At 41.3% G+C, this 20,480-nt stretch carries 22 protein-coding genes and 1 riboswitch; of the genes, 4 read left to right on the top strand and 18 right to left on the bottom strand.

Going from position 1 to position 20,480, the window contains the following annotated elements; translation table 11 throughout:
* Positions 1-14 precede the first annotated feature (14 nt).
* The 5 genes from ACSQ2E_RS14660 to ACSQ2E_RS14680 form a co-directional block, all read right to left on the bottom strand.
* Positions 15-254 (bottom strand): hypothetical protein, encoded by a 240-nt coding sequence (locus tag ACSQ2E_RS14660; protein WP_435991654.1) that lies wholly within the window; start codon positions 252-254, stop codon positions 15-17.
* Between the two features lie 73 nt (positions 255-327).
* Positions 328-1,551 (bottom strand): EAL-associated domain-containing protein, encoded by a 1,224-nt coding sequence (locus ACSQ2E_RS14665; protein WP_435991656.1) that lies wholly within the window; start codon positions 1,549-1,551, stop codon positions 328-330.
* A 161-nt stretch (positions 1,552-1,712) separates the two neighbouring features.
* Positions 1,713-2,480, bottom strand: a complete 768-nt coding sequence (gene fadH / locus ACSQ2E_RS14670) for a 2,4-dienoyl-CoA reductase (protein WP_435991658.1) — start codon at positions 2,478-2,480, stop codon at positions 1,713-1,715.
* A gap of 133 nt (positions 2,481-2,613) precedes the next feature.
* A complete protein-coding gene (locus ACSQ2E_RS14675; RefSeq protein WP_060670046.1) occupies positions 2,614-2,832 on the bottom strand; it encodes a hypothetical protein in 219 nt (72 codons plus the stop codon).
* Positions 2,833-3,004: 172 nt separating this feature from the next.
* Positions 3,005-5,098: a sensor domain-containing protein gene (locus tag ACSQ2E_RS14680; RefSeq protein ID WP_435991660.1), complete on the bottom strand. Its 2,094-nt coding sequence runs from the start codon at positions 5,096-5,098 to the stop codon at positions 3,005-3,007.
* Between the two features lie 232 nt (positions 5,099-5,330).
* Here ACSQ2E_RS14680 and ACSQ2E_RS14685 point away from each other — a divergent pair, with 232 nt between their 5' ends.
* Both ACSQ2E_RS14685 and ACSQ2E_RS14690 read left to right on the top strand, forming a co-directional pair.
* Complete coding sequence (locus tag ACSQ2E_RS14685) at positions 5,331-5,618, top strand: hypothetical protein (RefSeq protein ID WP_435991662.1); 288 nt, start codon at positions 5,331-5,333, stop codon at positions 5,616-5,618.
* A 183-nt stretch (positions 5,619-5,801) separates the two neighbouring features.
* Positions 5,802-6,269 carry a YkyB family protein gene (locus ACSQ2E_RS14690; RefSeq protein WP_435991664.1) on the top strand — a complete coding sequence of 156 codons (468 nt, stop codon included), beginning with the start codon at positions 5,802-5,804 and terminating at the stop codon, positions 6,267-6,269.
* Between the two features lie 78 nt (positions 6,270-6,347).
* Here the strand turns inward: ACSQ2E_RS14690 and ACSQ2E_RS14695 are convergent, their stop codons facing one another.
* Positions 6,348-7,268, bottom strand: coding sequence for a chemotaxis protein (locus tag ACSQ2E_RS14695; RefSeq protein ID WP_435991666.1), 921 nt, complete (start codon positions 7,266-7,268; stop codon positions 6,348-6,350).
* 334 nt (positions 7,269-7,602) lie between these two features.
* On the opposite strand from ACSQ2E_RS14695, the gene ACSQ2E_RS14700 reads away from it, so the two are divergent.
* Positions 7,603-7,800 (top strand): hypothetical protein, encoded by a 198-nt coding sequence (locus ACSQ2E_RS14700; protein ID WP_435991668.1) that lies wholly within the window; start codon positions 7,603-7,605, stop codon positions 7,798-7,800.
* Between the two features lie 58 nt (positions 7,801-7,858).
* Here the strand turns inward: ACSQ2E_RS14700 and queE are convergent, their stop codons facing one another.
* The 4 genes from queE to corA form a co-directional block, all read right to left on the bottom strand.
* On the bottom strand, positions 7,859-8,581 hold the full coding sequence (gene queE, locus ACSQ2E_RS14705; protein ID WP_435991670.1) for a 7-carboxy-7-deazaguanine synthase QueE: 723 nt from the start codon (positions 8,579-8,581) through the stop codon (positions 7,859-7,861).
* The gene (gene queD, locus ACSQ2E_RS14710; RefSeq protein ID WP_435991672.1) at positions 8,578-9,012 is read right to left on the bottom strand and encodes a 6-carboxytetrahydropterin synthase QueD; all 435 of its coding nucleotides are present in this window, start codon (positions 9,010-9,012) and stop codon (positions 8,578-8,580) included. The genes queE and queD overlap by 4 nt, the downstream gene beginning before the upstream one ends.
* Positions 9,009-9,674: a 7-cyano-7-deazaguanine synthase QueC gene (gene queC / locus ACSQ2E_RS14715; RefSeq protein WP_435991674.1), complete on the bottom strand. Its 666-nt coding sequence runs from the start codon at positions 9,672-9,674 to the stop codon at positions 9,009-9,011. The genes queD and queC overlap by 4 nt, the downstream gene beginning before the upstream one ends.
* Positions 9,675-9,797: 123 nt before the next feature.
* Positions 9,798-9,842: riboswitch (PreQ1 riboswitch) on the bottom strand.
* Positions 9,843-9,971: 129 nt separating this feature from the next.
* Positions 9,972-10,967, bottom strand: coding sequence for a magnesium/cobalt transporter CorA (gene corA, locus ACSQ2E_RS14720; RefSeq protein WP_435991676.1), 996 nt, complete (start codon positions 10,965-10,967; stop codon positions 9,972-9,974).
* 131 nt (positions 10,968-11,098) lie between these two features.
* Here corA and ACSQ2E_RS14725 point away from each other — a divergent pair, with 131 nt between their 5' ends.
* Entirely contained in the window at positions 11,099-12,250 is a 1,152-nt protein-coding gene (locus ACSQ2E_RS14725; RefSeq protein ID WP_435991678.1) for an aminotransferase A, read from the top strand.
* A 604-nt stretch (positions 12,251-12,854) separates the two neighbouring features.
* Here the strand turns inward: ACSQ2E_RS14725 and ptsP are convergent.
* From ptsP to ACSQ2E_RS14765, 8 genes are all read right to left on the bottom strand, one after another.
* Positions 12,855-14,576 carry a phosphoenolpyruvate--protein phosphotransferase gene (ptsP, locus tag ACSQ2E_RS14730; RefSeq protein WP_435991680.1) on the bottom strand — a complete coding sequence of 574 codons (1,722 nt, stop codon included), beginning with the start codon at positions 14,574-14,576 and terminating at the stop codon, positions 12,855-12,857.
* Positions 14,576-14,842 (bottom strand): phosphocarrier protein HPr, encoded by a 267-nt coding sequence (locus ACSQ2E_RS14735; protein WP_034756145.1) that lies wholly within the window; start codon positions 14,840-14,842, stop codon positions 14,576-14,578. Before ACSQ2E_RS14735 ends, ptsP begins: the two co-directional genes overlap by 1 nt.
* Before the next feature lie 316 nt (positions 14,843-15,158).
* Positions 15,159-15,416: a hypothetical protein gene (locus ACSQ2E_RS14740; protein ID WP_435991683.1), complete on the bottom strand. Its 258-nt coding sequence runs from the start codon at positions 15,414-15,416 to the stop codon at positions 15,159-15,161.
* Positions 15,417-15,488: 72 nt separating this feature from the next.
* Positions 15,489-16,271 carry an ABC transporter permease gene (locus ACSQ2E_RS14745; protein WP_435991685.1) on the bottom strand — a complete coding sequence of 261 codons (783 nt, stop codon included), beginning with the start codon at positions 16,269-16,271 and terminating at the stop codon, positions 15,489-15,491.
* 18 nt (positions 16,272-16,289) lie between these two features.
* Positions 16,290-16,904: an ABC transporter ATP-binding protein gene (locus tag ACSQ2E_RS14750; protein WP_435991687.1), complete on the bottom strand. Its 615-nt coding sequence runs from the start codon at positions 16,902-16,904 to the stop codon at positions 16,290-16,292.
* Positions 16,905-16,999: 95 nt separating this feature from the next.
* Positions 17,000-18,256: a hypothetical protein gene (locus ACSQ2E_RS14755; RefSeq protein ID WP_435991689.1), complete on the bottom strand. Its 1,257-nt coding sequence runs from the start codon at positions 18,254-18,256 to the stop codon at positions 17,000-17,002.
* Entirely contained in the window at positions 18,226-19,419 is a 1,194-nt protein-coding gene (locus ACSQ2E_RS14760; protein WP_435991691.1) for a DUF58 domain-containing protein, read from the bottom strand. The genes ACSQ2E_RS14755 and ACSQ2E_RS14760 overlap by 31 nt, the downstream gene beginning before the upstream one ends.
* A complete protein-coding gene (locus ACSQ2E_RS14765) occupies positions 19,419-20,357 on the bottom strand; it encodes an AAA family ATPase (RefSeq protein ID WP_435991693.1) in 939 nt (312 codons plus the stop codon). The genes ACSQ2E_RS14760 and ACSQ2E_RS14765 overlap by 1 nt, the downstream gene beginning before the upstream one ends.
* Positions 20,358-20,480 lie beyond the last annotated feature (123 nt).

Here is a 20,480-nt window from a genome sequence, read left to right on the forward strand (position 1 = left end):
GCATCCTCCATTTATTATGATAAATAGCGTATGGACCAATAAATGATGAATAATGTAATCAGAATGGTACCAATCAGGATGGATAAAAACACGGGATTGCGGATGAACGGGTGCTCTTTTACGACGTCGGGAATGTCCGTGTCAAAGTCACCCTTCAACCGTTTTTCCTGCCCCGCCAGTCTAAAGGTGTACACAAGTGAATAACCAGCAAGCGCCAAAACAATCAACGAAAGCACAATCATAAATATACTCAAAATAGCCCCTCCTTACAAAATGTCCTTTAGAATAATTTGTCCCAACAACAGGTGGCTATTCAAGAAATGCATGCTAAAAAAGCAAACCGTCTTCTTCGAATAAAAATTCATACGAGAGATCCATGAAGAGATAAAGTCCATTTCCGAATGGGTAGGAATACGTACGGATGGATTCTCCAGAATCGATGTCACTATAAATATCAGAAAGCAAACCTTTTTTATCGATTCTCATCCGGATGATATTTTCAAGGAAGTACGGACGCCAGCTCCAATTTTTCCCTTTATACCTTGGTTCAATCGTCCAAATTTGATCGGATTTCACTACGTTACTCGTGACTTGAAACCCATTTTCGTCACACATATAAGCCCGAAAACATTTATCCGTAAAATGCCTCGCCACCTCAAAAAGCAGATCATCGAATTCCACCGTTTGTTTCTTTAAGGTCATTAATTTTTGACTAATTTCTCTATGAAGGACGTCAGCGAATTCATAGCCTGCTTCCAGGTGCTTCTTTTCATATCGGATATAGTCCTGGCACTTTTCTTTCAGCTTTTCTTTTAACAGATCAGGTTTGAGAAAGGAGTCGGAAGGATGCTTTAGATAAAAGCCCTGGTAATACCTGCCCCCATTCAGCCAGGCAAATTGAAGCTGGTAATTGATTTCGATATTTTCGAACAACAGGGATGCCCCGATCTTTCTGGCAAGCATCGATAAGCTATATAAAATATCTTTATACACTTTATTCCCCGCATCATTACGAAGTTGATATAAATCCACTTTCAGTATATCCGGCGAATACTGTGAAAGCCGATCCAGTTGACCGCTGCTACCACCGATATTATCGATGGCAATTTTTATTCCATATGTTTTGTAATAGAGGAGAAGGTGAACCAATTGATCAAAGTCCCCTATAAACGTTTTTTCTGACAACTCGATTACTGTCCGGTTTAAGACCAAACCCTTCTTTTCATATTCCAGGAGAAGCTCAAGGAAGGACTGACCATGATCCAGCATAAGTAACCTGGCATCCCGGTTCAAGAATATGTACCCCTCTTGTTTCTCTTCTAAAAATTTTCCGAGTGCAAGACGTGTGATACGTTCATCCACTTCGATTTTGTATTCATCAGGTATCTCATCGTCACAGAAGAATGGGCCAAGACTTTCGACCCCTTTATTCCCCAAATCCATTCTTCCAAATACCTCGTAACCAATGATTTTATGTTCATCTGCACTGAAGATCGGTTGAAAGTACGGAATCACTTTTTCTATATTGGATAATATCTCTAATGCGTCCATTCGCATTCCCCCACTATCACTCATATTTTTTTGCATAATTATAACACAACTATTCTGATGAACTAAAAGAGAAAAACCCAAAAAGCTTTCCCTTTCCTGTCAGTTGAACAGGAATGTGGAAAGCTTTTTTTAGTATTAACGCCTTTTATGAACATGTCAGATCAAAATGGAAACGGGTTCAGCCATTGGCCTCCATCCATCGTGATGCATTCTCCATTAATATAGGCAGCTTTTTCAGAGGCGAGGAAAAAGGCAAGGCCTGCAATTTCTTCCGGTGTACCCAAACGTTTTAATGGTACACTGTCGATGGTCCTTTTAGCAGCTTCTTCCGAGATCCACAGCTTCTCTGCTCCTCCGGTACGTTCGATCGGTCCCGGAGCAATCGCATTCGTGCGGATACCATACTTATGTCCCCACTCAACTGCCAGGGTTCTTGTCAACGATAAAACCCCGGCTTTAGCCGCTGCTGAATGAGCGACACCAGCACCCGCATTCCAAGCATATGTTGCAACCATATTGATGATGGATCCCTTTTGATCATTTTCGATCCAATAGTTCCCAACTGCATGTGAACATAGGAAGGTTCCATTCAAAACGATGTCAATGACGGACTTCCACCCATTGGGAGTGAGCTTTTCTACAGGACATATAAAATTCCCGGCTGCATTATTGATTAGAACATCAATTTTGCCGAATTTTTCTGCCGTAAACCCGACCATGGCCTTAACATGTTCCTGCTCCCTTACGTCCATTTGGAATACTTCGATTTTCCCTTTGAGAGAAGAGAATTCCTCCTTCACCGATTGAAGCCTCTCCTCATTCCTTCCCGTGACAACGACGCTGGCACCTGTTTCAGCGAAGTGCTTTGCCATATATTTCCCCATTCCATTCGAACCGCCTGTTACGATGACAACTTGTTCTTCTCCCATATGTAACTCCCCCTAGTAATGAATGAATACTCACTCATATTTTACCATACAACCATACTCTACAACCACGATTACCGTAAAAAAAGACTGATTTTTAAGAAAATATCTTTTTCTTAAAAATCAGTCTTTAGTGCTAACCATCCGGATTATTCACGATGAGCTCATGTAATTGGGCAAGTGCCTTAATAATTGTTTTATTTCGCTTATATCCTTTTGCTTCAACTGAAACATCATTATAAGAAACAACTACCTGACCTAAAGATCGAGGAGATTTAAAGCCGTATACATACACTCTGATCGTTCCTCTTTCGGTAGGGAGAAAGAGGATTTCCATACGTTTTGTCTTTTTCATAATCCCTCTCCTTCATAAAGCATTAGGAACCGTGATTCAATTTTGTAAAGGGATCCTTCCCTTATCCTTCTATGAACCTATTACTCTCCTCACTTTAAAATAAGTCATAGGAATTACTCTGTCAAACATTTAAGGTGATACTCTGTATTACCTGCATATCCTTACCTTGCAATTACATAAGGACGAATTGCTGCTGCTCAATTTCTTTTGGCCCTATCGGTTTACTAAAAAAGTAACCTTGAGCCTTCTGACAATTTGCCTTCTTCAAGAAGTCGACTTGACCCTCGCGCTCCACTCCCTCTGCTATGACTTCAAGACCCAGACTGTGGGCAAGATGGATAATCGTTGTCGTGATGGCTGAGTCTTTATGATTCATCCCGATCTCCTTGACGAACGATTGATCAATCTTTAAGATGTCGATGGGAAATCGTTTTAAATAATGAAGGGAAGAGTAACCCGTACCGAAATCGTCCACAGATATGAACACTCCAAGATTTTTTAGTTTCCTCAGCATTTTCAAGGTTTGCTGAGTATCTTGCATAGCTCCCTCCGTAATTTCAATTTCTATGCAGCAAGCGGGGATCGTATACGTTGATAAATAGAAATCGATTGTTTCCACCAATTGCTCCTGCAGAAATTGCTTCGGGGAAATGTTGATAGCGACCCGCACTGACCTGTATCCCTTGATCCTCCACTTTTGCAACTGAATACAAACCTGCTCCAACACCCATTCACCAATCTGATGAATCAGACCTGTTTCTTCTGCAAGCGGAATGAATTGGGCAGGTGACACGAATCCGAATTTTCGATTATTCCAGCGAATCAAAGCTTCGAAACTGTCGATGGTTCCAGTCGATAAATTGACTTGTGGTTGATAATGAACATACAACTCGCCTTTTTCTATCGCTTTTCTCAAATGAGATTCCATAATGATATAGTTTGGAAAACTCGATTTCATATGGGTTTGGTAAAAACGATAATGTGCCCTTCCTTTTTCTTTCACCTCAAACAGAGCCTGGGCGGCCTTTTGAATGAGGGAATTGGAATCATAGCCGTCTGCAGGATAACGACTGATGCCGATGGAGGGGGATATATAAAATTCCTGATTGTCGATTGTAAAAGGGTCGATAAATAACGCCAGGATCTCTTCTGCTTTTGTCTTTGTAACTTCAAAGCTGCTATTTTTCAAGAGGAAGATAAATTCATCTCCACCTTGCCTGTACAGTAAGCAATCCTCATTGGTGAGAGTGATCAAGCGCTCTGTGATGCTTTTCAGAAAACGGTCGCCACCCTTTAGCCCCAATGTGTCATTCACAAATTTAAACCGGTCCAAATCCAGATATAAAAGGGAAAGTTCTACTCCCCTTTCTTCCATGTTGTGAATGATCAAAGGGATATGATCATCGAGAGCCTTTCTGTTCCATATTCCCGTCAATTGATCATGAAGGGCCATATAATGGATCATTTCACTTTGTTCATGATGCTTGGTGATATCTTTCACGATGATATAACATCCGTCACATTTTTGGTTTACCACGATGGGGACCATTTTCAATTGAGTTATTCTTTCTTTGCCTTTTTCATTCAAAAGAAGACAATAATCAATGGAAGACGGAGCTCCCGATAACGTTTGGAAAAGGGCATCACCCAATGCCTTATGGTTCTGAGCCTTAATTAAATCAAAGATATTCATGTTGACGAGTGCCTCTTTTGAATATCCTGATAGTAAACATCCTGCTCCATTAGAGTCCTTAATGACTCCTTGTGAGTCCAAAATAAAAATTGCATCCAGATTATGTTCTATGATGGACTTGTATCGTTCCTTGGCTTTTTTCAATTTCATTTTTTCTTCTATTGAAGGTGTAATATCCCTAGTAATGGAGACGACATACTCAACTTTTCCACCTTCATTCGTAATTGGTGTCAAAATGGACTCATTCACTACTTGATTTCCATTTATGGCTTCAAAAGCGTCCTGATAGGTAATGCTCTCACCCATCTCCACTAAATCCGTATATCTCTTCTGTAAGTCGACTGCCACATCCAAAGGCATCACATCCTCCAATAGGCGCCCCATATCCTCCTGTTGGATGGAAGTGTACCTCATAGCAGATTCATTGACATAGGCGTACCTGAAAATGTTTCCTTCTTCTACCTTCATAATGAAGATCATATCGTGTATATGGTCTAATATTAATTCTTTCAAGACTGTGTCGAGGCACTTCTGATCTTGACTGATGGTGGTGGTCAGGTCTTTCCATTTCATGGATTCGTCATCCTTTTATGCTTATGTTTTTATCTGTATCATGCATCCTGCTTCCATTTTACTCATTCACCTTTGATTTTCCTACATTCTTGTAAGAATATTCGTTGTATTTCCTGAGAGTCCATTTCTTTATGCCTGCTGCTTCCCCTTCATATGCCCAATATATTCGGGACAGGCGCACAGGTTGATCATAAACCATAGAATAATTAGAGAGAGGAGGTTTTCTTTAATTATGTACCAATATGCATATTACCCGCATCGAAGCTATCTGCCTTACAGGGGGGGCGATCAGCGTTTCTTCCCATTCTTTGGATTACCATTTTTAGCAGGAGGTTTAGCAGGATTGGCCATCAGTCCTTTGCTTTTCAATAGACCTTGCTACGGACCGGCATGCTACCCGCCTTATCCGCCTTATGGAGGGTATCCTTATCCTGCCTATCAACAACCCTATGGTGTCAACAGTTTTCAATCTTCACCGAATAACTTTACTGAGAATATTAATATATATCCCGGACGATAATCGCAAGGCTCTCCTGAAAAATGTACCCTTACATTGTTTAGGTAGAGCCTTTATTGTCCTTCCTCTCAATTCTCCCCATCGCACGGCCTGCGACCTTTACCATTAAACTCCCCTCGGTACCCTTTCCAATCTTAGGGAAAGGGGGTATAATAGAGATGAATACACTAGAAAGGAGCCAATAACTTGAGAAACACTAGTAAATCCACCCCTTCTTCCACATCTGTCATTACCCTCTCTCAAGCTATTTTCACTGTGAATCGTCATGCGAAAACAGCAGGTAACCCAAAATACTTATATTCATTAAAAAAACGAGCCTTAATGAAAATGATCAGGGAAGGCAAGGCCAAAAAAGTGGGACTTCACTTCTCTAAAAACCCAAAGAACAGCCAACAACAATCTGATGTCTTGATTGATTGCGGAGAATATACGTTCCATCTCCCTCCTGCAAAAGAAGATTTCAAAGAGCTTCCACATTTGGGATCACTCGATCAAAGCCTGCGAAACCCGAAATGTAAAATGGGGTTACAACAGGCAAAAGGAATTCTGGAACAGTATACAGGAATGTCAGATCATACCGATCAGATGCGAAAGACGGGAAAAAATCAATATCAAAAGCCTGTATTCAAAAAATTGGGCGATAGCTTCTTTTAATACCCACTGATTTTAGTACAGCAACGCATATATCCTCTAAAGGGTTTTGACAATGGTCAAAACCCTTTTTTAGTGGGATTACAGAATGTATTGATCGATTTTCAAAACAAGCTCAGCGATTTCGGGTTTGCTGATCTGATCTTCCGCCCCTACCTTCTCGCCTTTATGCTTTAAATCATTTGTAATAAGAGATGAAAAGATGATGACCGGAAGTCCATTAAGCTTTGGATGATTTTTGATTCTTTTTGTCAAATGATGCCCATCCATCTGTGGCATTTCAATGTCCGTCAGAACAAGTTGTACGCTTTCTTTCACGTCCTGATCCCCATCCACAATGGATTCTAAATATTGAAAGGCATCGGCTCCGTTTTCAAAGAACTCTACATCCTCATATCCAGCTTCTTTCAGAGTGTCGTTCAGCAGTTTCCGAAGTAATGGGGAATCCTCCGCTGCAATAATTCTCTTGTTCCTTCTCTCTCTTGGACCTAATTTTTTCACTTGATCTACGCGGATTCCTGTTTCAGGATTAATCTCTAGCATGATGCTCTCAAAATCCAAAAGTAGAATCATGGTTTCTTCCCTCTTGATCACCCCGATAATCCCCGAATGGATACCTGAATACATTTCAGAAGGTTTCTCGATTTGATTCCAGGAAATGCGATGGATTTGAGTGACGTTTTGGACATGAAAGATGACCTTCTGCTGATTGAATTCAGCTACAATATATTTTGACTTCGTTGTTTCCTCTTCTTCCGCCCCAAGTACCCTCGCCATATCCACGACCGGCAGTACTTCCCCTCTTAATTGAACTAGTCCCTTCACATGGGGGTGTGAGTGGGGAATCGGTGTCACCGCAGTAGGCTGGATGATTTCCTTCACTTTAATGACATTAATCCCAAATTTATTGTTTTGAACCTCGAATTCAACGATTTCGAGTTCATTTGTACCACTTTCGAGAAGTATTCCGTTTGATTGATTCAATGATTTTCGTCCTTCCATACATTATTGCCCTCCCTACTTATATCGAACAAACCAGGAACTTCTTTACATGCGGGCAAGAAAAAAGTCGGTTCGGGGATAACTGTTAGATGACAGTAGATAAAGATGTTTATAATTTGTTCTATCTAAGATGAGATAATAGTGAATACAAGGACCGTTCCTTTCCGCTCCAGGCACTTGCTTTCCGGCGGGGAGGAGGCTCAACTCACGCCCCGCGGAAAGCGAGCACCTGAAGCGGAAATCAACCAACCAGCACACGCATCGTTATAAGCAGTAAAGGTAAAGAAGACTAGAATTGAATTCCTAATCCATACTAAGGACAGGAGGTGTTGTTATGACGGATCGTAGAGGTTATGAAGGCATGGGCCTGCCTGATTTTGATGATATTAGTGACCATATTCTGCCTGCACAGAATAATCTTCCCTTGATTGCTCTCGGGAAGAATGCAGAGGGCAAGGATGAACCGGATGAACTTTCGTATATTGAAGGACAAAAGCGCAGGAATCAGTCGGATGAAGATACTAGGCCTTGATTGGGTCAAGCCAATAGAAAAAGCGATTGTATGGGAGCCCATCAATCGCTTTTTCATCCTACACCCCCCGCTTGTTCCCCCATACCAATGTATGGAGCTGCGGTAGCACACGAACATTATTTAATTCTTTTCTTTCACACACTTTATCTATGAGTGTTTCATAATCCAACAGTAAATCGGAAACCAGCTTGGCTGTGTCACCTTCTGCAACGGCAGGATTGCCCGTTTGGATATAAAATGGTACACCGGGGTAGCGATGATGGATGCGTGTGGCATATTCTAAATCGGAATCGTCAAACACCACCACTTTTAAACTGAACTGTGAAGAGTTCTCCCCTAATCGATGAACAATTTCATCAAGTTTCTCATAGTCCGTCACCATGCCTGAACTTGGCGGCTTGGGAGATATGGTCAGATCACTGATATCATAAAACCAGTCCTGCCACTTGCTTCCCTGTGTTTCAAGGGCTGAATCTATGCCATTCTTCTTGAAAATGTCAATAAGTTCCTTCAAGCTGGCAAGTAGAGCAGGATTCCCACCTGAAATCGTTACATGAGAAAATTTATCCCCCCCTATTTCCAGCAATCTATGCCAAATATCTTCTGCCGTCATGAGCATGATATCTTCTTTGGCAGACCCGTCCCATGTAAAGGCTGAGTCACACCATGCACAGCTGTAATCACATCCGGCAGTCCTGACAAACATTGTTTTTTGGCCGATGACCATCCCTTCCCCTTGAATGGTTGGACCGAATACTTCCAGTACGGGAATTTTCTTCATGAGCGTTTCCTCTTTGGTCTGTATATACAATAGCTGGTAGGGGTTTCCCTTAAGAACACTTGAAGACACTGTGGCCGGTGGGGAAGCGTGTCTAAATGTTCCTGGATGATTTCCCACATGACTTTCGCCACTACTTCTGTCGTTGGAAATTCCGTCCCTCTCTCTGAAGAAAATCGTTCATCCTCATTGATCATCGTATGATCAAATCGTTTATGGATCAGTTTTTTTATATGTTGGAAATTAATGAGGAATCCTGAATCATCGAGTTGATCTCCTCCAATCGTAATATTGGCAAAGTACGTATGACCATGAACCTCCTGGCAGCTTCCTGCTTCCACATGAGGAATATAATGTGCAGCAGCAAAATGCATATCTTTATTTAATTCAAATTCATATGGATGATCGGGAACAGGGTATATCTGTTGAATCATGATCCCTTTCCTCCTTTCTTGCCACTCATATATTCATCCAATCCCCTTTGTCTCAGTTCACAAGCAGGACATTCCCCACAACCGCTCCCTTTCAAACCGTTATAACATGTAAGGGTATTTTCCTGAATATAATGGAACGCTCCTAAATCGTCGGCCATTTCCCACGTTTGGGCTTTATTGATCCACATAAGGGGGGTATGAATGACAAACTGTTCATCCATAGATAGATTGAGGGATACATTCAATGATTTCACAAAGATATCCCTGCAGTCTGGATACCCGCTGAAATCCGTTTCACATACACCCGTCACAATATGTTTCGCACCGATTTGCTTGGCTAAAATGCCGGCAAATGATAAGAATAATAAATTTCTTCCAGGAACAAATGTGGAAGGTAATTCCCCCTCGTGATGGGTAATTTCTTCATCCGTTCTTGTAAGCGCACTTGGCGCCAGTTGATTTAACAAACTCATATCTAATATATGGTGAGGTACATTCAGATCCTCAGCGATTTCTTTAGCACAGTCAAGCTCTGCAACATGTCTCTGTCCATAGTTGAAAGTCACTGCTTCTACTTCATTAAATGCTTTCTTTGCCCAAAACAAACACGTTGTACTATCTTGACCTCCACTGAATACGACTAACGCTTTCTCTGTGTTCATATAAGGTTCTCCTTTCTCTTCTACAGGCTTTTGCCATAAAAAGAAGAAAGAGATTCTGTCAGACTCTATAATATAGGCTTTCGCTTGCCACTAACAAAAAAATAACGACACCTAAGGATGCCGTTTTCCTTAGTTTTTTATAGAGGGTTGTGCTAGAACCTCTCGGGTATCGTATATATAGACCCAATTCTTCTTCTATTGTCTTCAATGTCCTCAACCAATATAACGTTTTTTCACAAAAAAATCTACATTTCACTAGCATATTTTTCGAAAATAAGTGGAAGATCAGGTGCCTGACTATTTTAAACGAAGGAGCCTTCTCCTCTTCCTTCTCTTTTTCGACCCGAAACGCAGCCAGCCTATTTTCAAAAAGGCCCCAAACATGATCAGTGCTATGAGTCCCATCACTCCCAGGACGATGAAATAACCATTGGGCTCATCGAGTTCAGGCATGTTGACAAAGTTCATCCCATATAAACCTGCAATAAAGGTAAGGGGCATGAAAATCGTCGTGATGACCGTCAATGTCATCATGATGTTATTCATTTTATCTGAATTGATCGATAAATAATTATCACGTATATCCGATGAGAATTCCCGATAAGATTCAAGCATTTCTACAAGCTTTATTAAATGATCATATACGTCATTGAAGTATAGCTGCTCTTCCTTCAGTGCATTCAATCTGCCCGAATTACTGATGCGATACATTAGATCCCTCATCGGCACCAGGGTGCGACGGAGCTTTGACATGTCATGTCGGATATCAAATAACTCATCCATTAGATCACTGTCGGCTTCTTCATTCGTGTTATCTTCAATCCTATTGAGGCGGTCTTCTATCTTATACACAAGGGGAAAATAATCATCCACGAGCCGGTCAACGATTCTATGCATGACTTTAAACGGGCTGAGCTCGCCCCCTTCTTCTTTCATTTCTTCCCATATTTGTTTTAACTGACTGACAGGTTCTTTATGGAACGTAACGATAAATCTTGAATTCACAAACATATTCACCTCATGGGAATCAAGGGTTTTTGAATTGATTCCGTGCATGAGCACAAAGATGTATTGATCATAAAAATCAAGCTTGGGACGTTGACTGAAATCATCCAAACAATCCTCAATCGCAAGTGGATGAAATCGAAAATATAACTTAAGCAATCTGATGTCCTTACTTGAAGGCTCAGAGAAATCCACCCAGTACCATTTTACATCTTTTTCCTTTATTCTTGATAAGGGAACATCACTTTGGATTTCCCCGTTTTCCATGATTATACTTGTTCGAATCATATGGCTCTCCCTAACTATCTTTTTTCATTTTTTATCCTTTCCCTTTTTCTCCTCGATCCAAACAAAACCCCTGCGTAACCGTTCAATTTAATGGTAAAATATGAATCAAACAATCAAAGTAGGTGTACATATTGGAACAGCACATTAACCCAAGGGTCAGGGACATACAAATTTCTGGTATACGACGATTTTTCAACATGGTGTCAGACATCGACGATATGATTTCCCTTACAATCGGTCAACCTGACTTCCCTACCCCTCAACATATTAAAGACGCAGGAAAAGCGGCCATTGATGGAGATTTCACTTCTTATACCCACAATGCGGGATATATCGAATTACGTGAAGCGGCTGCTTCATTCGTAAAAGAAAAATATCATGTAGAATATGACCCTGCAACAGAAGTTATTGTCACAAATGGTGCATCACAGGGAATCGACGTGATTCTGCGGACGATTCTGTGCCAGGGTGACGACTGCCTCCTTCCAGGACCCGTATATCCTGGATATGAACCCATCATCAAACTATGTGGTGCCAATCCGGTCCATATCGATATTACCCAAAATGAGTTTAAATTAGATGCAGCATTGATCGAGGGCAGCCTGACCCCTTCAACCAAATGCATCATTCTTCCTTACCCCTCGAATCCAACAGGGGTAAGCTTATCAAAGGAAGAACTGAAAGAAATTGCTGAATTACTCAAGAGCCGGGACATTTTTGTATTGGCTGATGAAATATATAGTGAACTTACCTTTGATGGTTCTCATCATTCCATTGCAGAGTATTTAAGAGAGCAAACGATCATCGTGAATGGATTATCAAAGTCACATAGCATGACAGGTTGGCGGATTGGCCTGATTTTCGCTCCTGAGGCCATTTCGAAGCACCTTTTGAAGGTACACCAATATAATGTGTCCTGCGCTTCGTCAATCTCCCAAAAAGCAGCTTATGAAGCTCTGACAGCTGGAAAAGACGACGCTTGGGATATGAAGGAAGAGTATAAGAAACGAAGGGACTATGTATACGACAGACTTATTGATATGGGATTTGAGGGAATCGTCAAACCCCACGGTGCCTTTTACTTTTTCGTGAAAATACCGGATAACGTACTGTTAAGCTCATTTGATTTCTCCCTGGCCCTGGCTCAGGAGAAAAAAGTGGCTGTCGTTCCTGGTGATGCCTTTTCCCCACTAGGAGAAGGATATTTCCGACTATCTTACGCCTGTTCCATGGATCAACTCACAGAAGGACTCGACCGGCTTCAATCCTTCATCCAATCCTAATGAGAGGGACGGACCTTGCAACAAGGTCCGTCCCTCTTTGTCATTACCCTTTATTGTTCTTTTGATCCACTTAATTGATCAGCATATACTTATTATTCATCTTAAGTCCTATTTAATGGACAAACAACAAAAAAAAGAACCAACACAGTTACCTGAGTTAGTTCAATAAAAAAAGGAAAAGGGGGTGTTAGTGAGAAATTAATCTCCAATTTCATGCTTAGTAATAGAATACCCGCTTTTAAAGATGATAAACCGTCTTTCTACTTTTTTATAAAAAAATTTTTATTTATTACGAAACCCTCTACACTGAAGAAAATCGTCATCTAATGCAGGTTCAAACACAGCGGGTGTCCAAAAAAGTTATTTTAGTAAAACACTTTAAAAAAGCGCTTTCATACAGTATAATAAACAAGTGAATTCGGGTAATGAACTGAACGTGGTTTGTAAAATGAGAAATTCCCTTTGAAATAGAAAAAGGGATTGAAAGAACCAAGCGTTCCTTCAATCCACAAGAAAGGGGGAAATGAGAATAAAAAGGCCCAAAGGGTGTGTGCCTTATTCTTCTTAGATATATTACCCTCATTTCCACCATTTAAACCTACATTTATTCCATTGATGTCGCTTTTTTCACTGCAGAAATGACCGCATCATTGGTGTCTAATTGTAGTGCCTGTTCAGCCAAATCTTTCATTTCAGCACGGTTCAACTGACGGATCTGAGAACGTGCCTTCAAAATGGACGTTGCACTCATTGAGAACTCATCCAAACCTAATCCAAGCAGGATCGGTACGGCAATCTCATCTCCAGCCATTTCTCCACACATACCTGCCCATTTTCCTTCTTTATGAGCCGCATCGATCACCATTTTTACAAGACGTAAAATGGCAGGGTTATACGGTTGATATAAGTAGGAAACGCGCTCGTTCATGCGGTCGGCAGCCATTGTGTACTGAATCAGATCGTTTGTACCGATCGAGAAGAAATCAACTTCCTTGGCAAATACATCCGCCATGACAGCAGTTGAAGGAATTTCCACCATGATTCCCACTTCAATGTGATCAGCTACCGTTGTCCCATTTTCAAGAAGGGCTTTCTTCTCTTCTTCCAGGATCGCTTTCGCTTCTCTGAACTCTTGAAGATTTGAAATCATCGGGAACATGATTTTCAAGTTTCCGAATGGACTTGCCTTTAATAACGCTCTAAGCTGTGTACGGAAGATATCCTGTTCATCTAAACAAAGACGGATTGCACGATACCCAAGGAAAGGGTTCATTTCTTTCGGCAGATTTAAGTAAGGAAGCTCTTTATCCCCACCGATGTCAAGGGTACGGACCACCACAGGTTTACCTTCCATTCCTTCTAAGACAGCTTTATACGCTTCATATTGCTCATCTTCTGACGGTAATTCGTCACGACCCATGTATAGGAATTCTGTACGATACAGTCCTACACCTTCTCCTCCGTGATTCTTTACCCCTTCAAGATCCTTAGGTGTCCCGATATTGGCAGCAAGTTCAACATGCTCCCCATCTTTGGATACCGTCGGTTCGTTCACGAGCTTCGCCCATTCAGCCTTTTGTTCCTCATAACGGGCATGTTCTTTCTTGTACTCTTCGATGACTTCCGGAGTCGGATTAATATGTACTTCTCCATTTAATCCGTCAACGATGATCATATCACCATTTTCAACAGAGGAAGTAATGGATTTCGTCCCCACTACAGCCGGGATCTCCATTGAACGTGCCATAATGGCCGAGTGTGATGTCCTTCCACCGATATCCGTTGTGAATCCTTTAACGAATTCACGATTTAATTGTGCCGTGTCAGAAGGAGTTAAATCCTCTGCAATCACGATCACTTCTTCTGTTACCATGCTTGGGTTTGCAATCTGCACGCCCAAAAGGTGAGAAAGGACACGTTTCGTCACGTCACGGATATCCGCCGCACGTTCCTTCATATACTCGTTATCCATGGATTCAAACATGGATACGAACATATCCGCTGTTTCTTTAAGGGCGAATTCAGCGTTTACATTTTCTGATTTTACTTTGTCTTCGATAGGTGTCAGTAGTTCTGGATCGCTTAAGACAAGAAGATGCGCTTCAAAGATTTGAGCTTTGTCTTCGCCTAAATCAACTCTCGCTTTATCACGGATCGCTTCAAGCTCTGATTTAGATGTCGAAATGGCATCCTGGAAGCGTGAAACTTCCTGTTCAGCATTGTCTACGCTTTTCTTTTCGAAATTCAGATCAGGTTCGACCAAACGATACGCTTTCGCTATGGCAATACCATTTGATGCCGCAATTCCTTTTAAGAGACTGGACATTACTCAGCTAAACCTTCTTTGTTCAATGTTTCCTGTAAGCTGTTTAACGCTTCTTCCTCGTCACTACCTTCAGTAATGATTGTGATTTCTGCACCTTTACCAACACCTAAAGACATAACACCCATGATTGATTTTAAGTTTACTTTCTTTTCTTTGTATTCTAGATGTACATCGCTGTCGAATTTGCTTGCCGTTTGAACTAGAAGAGTTGCCGGACGAGCATGAATTCCTGTTTCAGCTGTAACTGTAAATGTTTTTTGTGCCATGTGAATCGACTCCTTCAATTATCTTGTTTTTAGTTGCTTCATAAAAGTAAAGGATTATAAAGAAAACGTCAACTATTTCTAGTGATTAATCCAATATTCCTATAAAGCTGTTCAATAAAAAAGAATAGCATGCTATGAGGATATACACAATTGTAAAGCTTGATTTTTTTAGTATTTCATAAATTTGCCACTGTTATGAACCTTATTATGTAAAATTTGATGATTTATTGTAAGCCTCATAGAATTAAACGTTCCGAAGACTCCATATCCATCCGATATGGAGTCTTTAGTATGAGCCAGTCCTTCCGTTGTCATACTATTCTTTTTCAACTGCTTCAGCCTTCATGAGGTTATAGCCGATCTTTGCTTTTATGACCGTTCCTTTCAATGTTATTTCATGATCTTCTGAGATATTTGAGTATACATTGACCAAGTCACAAATACATCGGGAGAATAATTCTGACAGCTGCTTTAGTTCTTGAACGCTATGCTTCCTGTCTTCTTTCATCAATTCTTCCATCACATCGATGGCAAGGCTTTTCACCCGCAGTGCCTGCTCTATTTCGTATTTCAAATGGAACCCTCCCCTTTCTATCATTCTTTCTCTAGCATATGCCGTGGAAACTAGATTAGAACGGGAGAGCTATCAAATATTCAATTGGGCATCCTTTGTAAATAGTCGCTTATACGCCATTATAATAAATAGGACGACAGTCAATGCAACGCTTCCGACAATTCCTAACAGAATGGCAATCTGATATTCAATGGCCACCAGGGGGCTTACTCCTGAAAGGATTTGACCTGTCATCATCCCAGGAAGAAAAATGATGCCCATCCCAAGCATATTATTCAGAGTGGGGAGAATGGCAGAATCAAATGCACTATCCAAATAAGTCTTAGAGGCTGCTTTAGGGGTTGCCCCGAGCATCAAAGCTCCTTCTACTTTTTCTCTCTGATCTATCAATCCTCCGAGGAGGGTATTGATTCCAAGTGTTATGCCCGTCATCGCGTTCCCCACTATCATCCCTGCAATCGGAATGAAATATCTTGGTTCATACCATGGGGAGAAATGGATGACGACCATATTGAAATAAAACAAGCTGATCAGTGTTCCTGCGCTTAATGAGATAGCTGTGATAAATTTCAGCTTTTGATCCATTTCATACTTGACCTGCTTGAATATATTCCTGATAGCAAATAATTCCATTACGACTATGATACTTAAGGTTAGCCAGGGGCTGGGATGATCAAAAATATACGTTAATATGTATCCCGCGATAATCAATTGTATGGTCATCCGGAAAGAAGCGAGTATGATTTGTTTTTCCCTTGAGATACCCCTCCATTTCACGATGAATAACAAGAGGAGGACAAAAAGATACGCTGCAATGAATCTCCATAATTCTATATCGATAATTCCTTTTTCCAATGTCGAACTCTCCTTCTGCTATTTTGAAATCCTAATGATTTCTTCGCCGTACTCGTCAGCTACATTGGTAGAATGGGTAACCATGATGATGGTCCCTCCATGCCCTTTTGCACACGTAATAAAACTCTTCATCACTTCAATCTCTGTTTCTTCGTCAAGAGCCGACGTAGGTTCATCCAATAAATAGACAGCAGGTTTCATTGCTAACACCCTGCCAAGGGATAATCGCTGGCGCTCACCGCCAGACAGCTGTTCTGCAGGAGTCTCCAATGGTTTATCCAGCTTGACAATGGTCAATATCTTCAATAGTTCCTCCCGGTTTGCCAGGGTCTTTTCTGAAAAGACCAGCCCTTTCTGAAGATTTTCTTCCACTGTTTCTCCAAACAGAAGAGGTGTTTGAGAAATCATGACAGCTTCCCTCCTATGCTTCACCGGATCCACCTTTTCCAAGGAATTCCCTTTATAACGGATATGTCCCCTATCTGGTATATTCATTTTATTCAACAATTTCAACAGAGTAGATTTCCCGGCACCACTTTCCCCTACAAGGCAGGTCGTCTGGTGCTCGGAAATGTCCATCCCCTTAATATGTAAAATATCTTTATAATGCACATCTCTTAATTCATACAACATATAACGATTCCTCCTCTTATTTATCATACCCTACCGAACAAAATATAAAGAAGCTAATGCTTACAATGAACGATGCATGTAAGCACTAGCTTCTTCTATTGATCTTTCCGTTCTTTCAATTCACCAATATGATGTTCAATTTGATTTGTGAAGTAATCGACTTCTTGCTGATTTGGAACGGATTGACCGTATCTAACGCGTTCATAAAGAGAGAAAAAACGTTCAGATTCACTGAGGCCGATTCGGTTGAACCATAATTGAACGTTCTCATTCTGGTTTCTTCCTGCCTCCCTCCTGTGAGCTTCCCCCTCGAACTTCTCCATCGATAGCCGGATTACGTCTCTTGCTTTTGAATAAGAAATTCGTCTTATATCAGCATCCTCGTCAGGGGTTACAATTTTTTGAGTCATCATGGTTGGAGAGTTTTGTTCTTCCTTCGACATGTCAAAGGAGGATTTTCGTTTCTTCACCAAATAGATGATGACTGCAATGACCAACAACCCCAGTAGAACCTCATTCACCCAGGAAAATGATAATCCCTGGCTAAGTTCATAATCCGGAGTCTCACCGAAATCCTGTTTTTGAACATCGTTTTCAGTTCCCTTTTCGGCACCATTCGAGCCCGTGAGCATGTTTTGTATATTTATTATCAGATTATAAATTGGATCCACCAAGAAAGAAAATACCCAAAACACCTTTTCTGCTCCCCAATAGATCCCTTTACTAGCCAGCGAGCTGAATACCGCCAGTAAACCGCCTGCCACTGTTACTAAGAACCAAAGTCCCATTGGTTTCAATAGCACTTTTTTATGTCCGTTTTTCACATCGCCAAGCATCCTTTGAATCGGCGTGAGCGTGATGATGATTGAAAGCAAAATAAATAACAGACTGTAGATGATATTCGTATTTTCCAGGTCTCTTATGGAACCTGTCAATAATGAACCCGACGCGATAAATAAAAAGATCAGGACCGACCCGCTGCTCACTTCTATGGATGCATCTTTACTTTTAGTATACGACGTGATCCTCCAATGTAAAAAAACCAATACAGCCAATATCACCCACCATGCGGCAGAGAAGAAGTAGATACTTAATACCAGAGAAATAGCAAGTGCCGCTAAAAATAGTTTAAATATCCATGGTCTCAACGTACTTACTATGAGAAATGTCATGACTATGATAAATACGATACAAAGGGACGGGACGTAGCTGCTAAATAGAACTTCTTTGGAAAAAAGGAATGTGATCATCAATAGGGCGAACAAAATATCGATGCCGACATAGAGCCCCATTTTCACCATGAGCATTTGTTTATGTTTGGTCAAGAAGGAACTTTCAGCGTACGATTCCATAATGTGACGACTCCTTGTTCTTGATCTGATTTCAACTTGTAAACTTGGATTTTCTGTTTCTCTATCTTTGTCAGTAAAGCTTCTTCACGAGCCCCCAGTGCCCCTGCAGCAATAAATACAGAAGGAACCAATTGCCTCATGTGTAAATGCTTCAGAACAATATGGAATGGAATCGTAAACTCATCTGTCGATAGAGTAGAAAGCATTTCCATTCCTCTCTGCCTGTGAACCCTACCTATTCCAGGTGGAAGATAATAGTAAGGAGTTCTCCCCTGGGATCTCACGTTTAAGACAAGGGAGAAAGTGATGTTCTGTTCTACCGCAAGCTTCATCATAAAGGAAGCATACCGGATGATTTCTTCGAGCTGGTTGGTGATGGCATAGCGATCAGATATATTGATGGCTATCATCCACTCTTTTTGAGTAGAAGGCGCATAGATCTTCGTTTGAAGGCTGCCGGTTCTGGCAGTTGCCTTCCAATGAACATCCTGGAAGCGGTCTCCTTGAATGTAATCCCTTGTCCCTACCTGGTGAAAGACATCATGAAATAATGAATGTTGGATGGGGACGTCCCCCTGTTTCCATGTAAGCTGTTGCTCGGCCATCTTCACGGGAGAATCTGCTGGGAATACGATAATGGTGGACGGGACATTATCGAGTAAATCCAACAGCACTTTCCCACTTCCGAATAAATGGGGGATTTCTAACTGCATACTAGTTATCTTGCATAATCCCCTCCTTTTTCCTTTAACGGGAATAGAGATGCTTCCTTCATCGTTTTTACGGATGGAGAAAGGAATGGACACTTCAATCTTGTCCTCCACGCCTGACGAGTAGGGATGCACAGTGGGGATGACGATATCTTTAAATGAGATTTTCAAAGTCGCACCCCAAATAGACATGCCTTTGTTCTGGATTTGAAATTCCCACTTTTGCTCCTCATCGCAATGCAGCCTCAATCTCTTCGTGGTCCTTCCAATGCTGATGCCTTCACCAACTTTCGATAAATACCATTGATGGACTCTGAAATAGAGGATCATCAATAGAAAAATACCTAGTCCTACATAGGAATGTACATAAAAACTTGCTGCCCCGATAATGACAAGCAGGACTAGAGTCAAGGATATATAGGGATCTTCGACAATGTCACGTTTCCACTTCACTAAGCTTGCCTCGCTTCAACAGGAGTAACGGCCATTTCTACAATTTCCTCGATCACTTCTTCGGCTGTTCTGGTTAAGGAAGACTCTATCGTTAATTGGATCCTGTGTTGCAGAACATACGGGGCAACGGCTACGATATCCTGAGGTCTCACAAAATCCCTGCCTTCGAGGAAAGCTTGTGCCTGGGAAGCTTTAAGAAGTGCGAGGCTGGCTCGGGGGCTTGCACCTACCTCTACCCATTCGTGTTCCCTTGTTCCCCTCGTGATTTGAAGAATATACGTTTCAATATCCTCGGATATATGTACTTCTTTAACTTGGCGGGTCAATAATTGTAACTCATCAAGACCTAACACTTTGTTGACTGTATTTAATGGTTCAGCTGATTTAAAGCGATTTAATATTCCTCTTTCTTCTTCAAAATCAGGATACGTAAACGGAATCTTCAATAAAAACCGGTCCAGCTGAGCAGCAGGCAGTGGGAATGTTCCCTGTTGGGATTCAATCGGATTCTGAGTGGCGACCACGATAAACGGTGGCTCTAATGGGACGGTTTCCCCGTCTATGGTGATTTGTTTTTCTTCCATTACTTCCAGTAAACTCGCCTGGGTTCTCGGAGTGGCCCTGTTGATCTCATCTGCGAGGAGGACGTTCGTGACTACGGGTCCTGTCCTTAATTCGAATTCCTGTGTTTTCGGATTAAAAAACTGTATACCTGTCACATCACTCGGTAACACATCCGGTGTGAATTGGATCCTTTTAAATGCACCATCGATACAGTGACTGAATGTTTTGGCGAGCAAAGTCTTTCCTGTACCCGGGACACTTTCCAATAGAACATGTCCTTCTTGAAGTAATGCAATTAGCAACAGGTCGATTTCTTTGTCCTTGCCCACTAGCACTTTATTCATCTCTCTCTTGATTGAATCCAATCGATTCATTCTTTTTCCCCCTCATTCACTATATTGATTAAATTTTCTAAATATATCTTTTTATCATTCTATCATAATTCATTGTTAAATTATCCCTTTTTCAAAAAAACCAACCACTTCGCCTGGATGGTT

The organism is Rossellomorea sp. LjRoot5, assembly GCF_964253455.1.
Taxonomy (GTDB): Bacteria; Bacillota; Bacilli; order Bacillales; family Bacillaceae_B; genus Rossellomorea.